The organism is Intestinimonas sp. UBA1698, from assembly GCF_002320075.1.
GTDB lineage: Bacteria > Bacillota > Clostridia > Oscillospirales > Oscillospiraceae > Intestinimonas > Intestinimonas massiliensis.
In genome coordinates this window covers 1-3,273 of record NZ_DCJO01000013.1, presented here as the reverse complement: position 1 = coordinate 3,273, position 3,273 = coordinate 1, and the positions used below count along the sequence as shown (strand labels likewise).

Below are 3,273 nucleotides of genomic sequence, written 5' to 3'. Positions count from 1 at the left end.
CCCGGTCCTCGCTTTGCGTTTGTCTCAGCCGCTCTGCATCGGATCGCTGTGGCAGCAGGAGCGGGCGGAGGCGAACAGCGTCCGCTCCGCCTCCTCCAGGGAGCCATACCCCAGCAGGCGGGCGGTATGCGCCTGGATCTCCACGTACAGGTTCTCTCCCCGCCGTGCCTTTTCCGCGTAATAGCGCTGGAACAGGCGCAGGGTCTCCGGACGGCAGGTCAACAGTTCGCCGTAGCAGTAGGTCTCCAGCGAGGTGACCGCAGCGCTGTCCGCCGACGACCGAATGGGCCGTCCGCTGGCGCAGAGATAGGGGTACCGCTGCGCCGCCGCTTCCGCCCAGGCCACCGTCTGGTCGGCCAGAGCCCGGGCCAGCTTTTCCATCTCCGGCTCCACCGGCGGCAGAAAATGGGCCAGCTTGGCATAGGCCTCCGGCGCTGTAAAGGCCATCATCCGGGCGTACTTCTCCATCACCGGATTGCGCCCCGCCGTCCGGGCCGCCTCCAGGTCGGACAGCCAGGCGGCCGCCATCTCCTCCGACCAGCCCATGGCCTGGCCCGTGCGCACGACCCAAAAGGTCTCGCGGTCGTCCTGGCACGGGGCGCGGCCGCCCTCGTTTCGGGTGGCCTGAAAGAACTCCCACTCCAGCGCCACCAGGCGCTGGATCAGCTCCCGGTCCATATCCGTTCCCTCCTATTCCGCCATCAGGTGCAGGTCCCGCAGGTCCGGGTCGCGGATACCGGCCTGGATCTCCCGGGCATGGGGCAGCAGGAAGTCCGCTCTCCCACCCGAGAGACCCTGCCGCGCCAGTTCCCCGATCAGCAGGGCGCTGACCGCCTCGATGTCCCCGGTCTTGTCCTCCTGTTCCCCTGCCAGCCCGCGCAGGAGCGGGCCCACCGTCCGGCCCAGGAGGGGCAGATCCTCCAGGGCGCGCTGGGCCCACTTGTAATAGGGTCGGTAACGGCGGTTCAGCAGGAACACCGCAGCTTGGGCATGGTCAATGAACTGGGCCAGGGCCAGCAGGGCCGCCACCCGGTCTCCCCGCCTCCGACAGCGGGCATAATTGTACTGCCCCGACTGGGCCGCCAGGGCACAGCGGGCAGCCAGCTTCTTGCGGCGCAGATCCTCCGGGTAGTAGGCCAGCAGGGCCCGGCGAAAGGCGGTGAACGTCCCGCTCTGGTCCTCGAATACCGCGCCGTTGGTGGCTGCGGCCAGCCCCGTCTCCGGCAAGCTCCGCCACTCCGCCAGCGTTTCAGGCGGCCGGTCCAAGCCGAAAAACCGCCGGTAGAAGGCGCCGGTCTCCAGCACTCCCACCCGCCCGGCGCTCATCGGGTCAGGCCGCAGGCGGCGAAAGCCCAGAAACGCCGGGGGAAGCCTGGCGTATACCGCCGCAGCCTCCCGCCCCCACCGGGCCATCGTCTCCCGGTCCAGCCAGAGACAAAAGCCGGGGCCCCAGTCGTGGTCACGGGAGATGACGTCGTCATAGCCGAAGCACTCCGAGCCCTCGCCCGCCAGACCCGCCGCGGCCGACTCCAACACCTGGGGGCAGTCCCGCTCCAGAGCGGGCCGCCCCACCTCCCGCCAGTAGCGTCGGGACAGTTCCAGCCCCTTCATACCCCAGCCTCCGCCGCCCGGCGGGCCATGCGCAGGTGCTCCAGGGCGGCCCGGTGCTCCCGGTGCTCACTGCCGTAGAGCTTCTCCGCCGCGGCCGCCGCGGCCAGGAACCAGCGGCAGGCCTCCTCATAGCGGCCTACCTCGCAGCAGAGGCCGCCCAGGCCATTGAGCGCAGCATGGTAGTGGGGCGTGTCCACACCCAGTTCCCGCTGAAAGAGCTCCAGCGCCCGGAGCAGGCACCGCTCCGCCTCCTCCGGCCGCCCCTGTCTGCGGCGCAGCTCCCCCAGGTTGCACAGGGCGGCGGCCAGCTCGTCTCTGCGGTCGGGCATCGTCTCCAGCACCCGGGCGGCCCGGCCCTGGAGCTCCGCCGCCCGCTCCAGCTCCCCCCGGTCCAGACAGACCAGACTCAGATTGTTCAGCCCGGCGGCATACAGGATGTGCCCCTCGCCCAGTGTCTCGCGGTAGAGCGTCAGGCAGGCGGCAAACTCCCGCTCTGCCTCCTTCAGCCGGCCCATCAGCCGGTGAGTCCCGGCCAGGTTGTTCAGGGCAGTGGCATAGTCCGGGCTGTCGGTACCGCGGCTTTGCGCCAGCAGCTCCAGCGCTTCCCGGAAGGCCCGCTCCGATGCCTCGTACCGGCCCTGCCCCCGGTAGTAGCTCCCCAGCTCATTGAGCATGGAGCCGTAGAGGGCGCCCCGCTCGCCGTACTCTGCCCGGCAGCGGTCCGTCAGTTCCCGCAGCCGGCGCTCCAGCGCCGGGCCCTTCAGCGTCTGATAAGCCAGGTCCACCTGTTCGAAATAATCCATCCCAGCCACCTCAGATCTTCTTATTCCTGTCCCGCACCCTCCAGCTCCTCCAGTTCCCGGACCGTCTGGCCCTCCTCGCCGGCGGCGCCGAAGCAGACCCGCTGGAGCACGGGGGACAGGGGCTTTTTCACCCACGCAATCACCTTTCCCGTGACGATGGCGGCGATCACGGTGCCCTCCCGGATACCGTCCAGACGGCGCAGGCATACCAGAGACAGCGCCAGGCCGGTGACCACTACCGTGCAGTCTATCACGATCTTTACGTTGTGAAAAGGCTTTCCGCTCTTTTTTGCCAGAGCCAGAGCCAGACCTTCCATGGGCATGGGGACCAGCTCGGTGTCGATATACAGCACCACGCCGACGGCTACCACCACGATGCTCATACACAGCATCCCCAGCCGTCCGCCGTAGCCCGGCAGGCAAAAATCCCCCAGTAGCCACTTGGCAAAGTCCACAAAATAGCCGAAAATGGTGGAGAAGATGAGCTGGGTCAGGTGGATGGGCTTGAACTCCTTCCGCAGAATCACGATCTGGAGCAGAATATAAAAGCTGAAGATTCCGATGACGCAGGTGCTCATGGCCGTCCCCAGAATCTTACTGACCACATAGGGCAGGGAATTCACCGGGGATATGCCCAGGTTGGCGTTGACGGAGAGGGCCACGCCAACCGCCAGGCAGAACAGTCCCAAAATATAGACCAGGACCCGCAGGCCCCATTGTGCCGGTGTGCTCTTTCTCATTCCTTCTCTTCCTTTCTCTCGACCGCCGTGCATGGTACCAAAGGCGGGAGCGCCCTGTAAGCGCTCCCGCCTTTTCGTCTTCCTCCGGGCCTTACTTCAAAAGCTGGCCGGAGATGACC

4 protein-coding genes are annotated in these 3,273 nt (G+C 67.2%); all 4 read right to left on the bottom strand.

Translation table 11 applies throughout. The features are described 5' to 3' along the window. Positions 1 to 24: 24 nt before the first annotated feature. From B3H64_RS02600 to B3H64_RS02585, 4 genes are read right to left on the bottom strand one after another with little or no spacing between them, the layout of a single operon-like run. A complete protein-coding gene (locus B3H64_RS02600; RefSeq protein WP_050617783.1) occupies positions 25 to 678 on the bottom strand; it encodes a DUF4125 family protein in 654 nt (217 codons plus the stop codon). Between the two features lie 12 nt (positions 679 to 690). Further along, positions 691 to 1,611 (bottom strand): DUF4037 domain-containing protein, encoded by a 921-nt coding sequence (locus tag B3H64_RS02595; RefSeq protein ID WP_050617782.1) that lies wholly within the window; start codon positions 1,609 to 1,611, stop codon positions 691 to 693. Continuing rightward, positions 1,608 to 2,414 carry a tetratricopeptide repeat protein gene (locus tag B3H64_RS02590; protein ID WP_050617781.1) on the bottom strand — a complete coding sequence of 269 codons (807 nt, stop codon included), beginning with the start codon at positions 2,412 to 2,414 and terminating at the stop codon, positions 1,608 to 1,610. Before B3H64_RS02590 ends, B3H64_RS02595 begins: the two co-directional genes overlap by 4 nt. Positions 2,415 to 2,434: 20 nt before the next feature. Continuing rightward, the gene (locus B3H64_RS02585) at positions 2,435 to 3,154 is read right to left on the bottom strand and encodes a YczE/YyaS/YitT family protein (protein WP_238073495.1); all 720 of its coding nucleotides are present in this window, start codon (positions 3,152 to 3,154) and stop codon (positions 2,435 to 2,437) included. Positions 3,155 to 3,273: the final 119 nt, after the last annotated feature.

Bases quoted from the DNA above. Each gene is read 5' to 3' on its own strand.
- B3H64_RS02590 (WP_050617781.1), bottom strand. From the start codon at position 2,414: ATGGATTATTTCGAACAGGTGGACCTGGCTTATCAGACGCTGAAGGGC.
- B3H64_RS02595 (WP_050617782.1), bottom strand. From the start codon at position 1,611: ATGAAGGGGCTGGAACTGTCCCGACGCTACTGGCGGGAGGTGGGGCGG.
- B3H64_RS02600 (WP_050617783.1), bottom strand. From the start codon at position 678: ATGGACCGGGAGCTGATCCAGCGCCTGGTGGCGCTGGAGTGGGAGTTC.
- B3H64_RS02585 (WP_238073495.1), bottom strand. From the start codon at position 3,154: ATGAGAAAGAGCACACCGGCACAATGGGGCCTGCGGGTCCTGGTCTAT.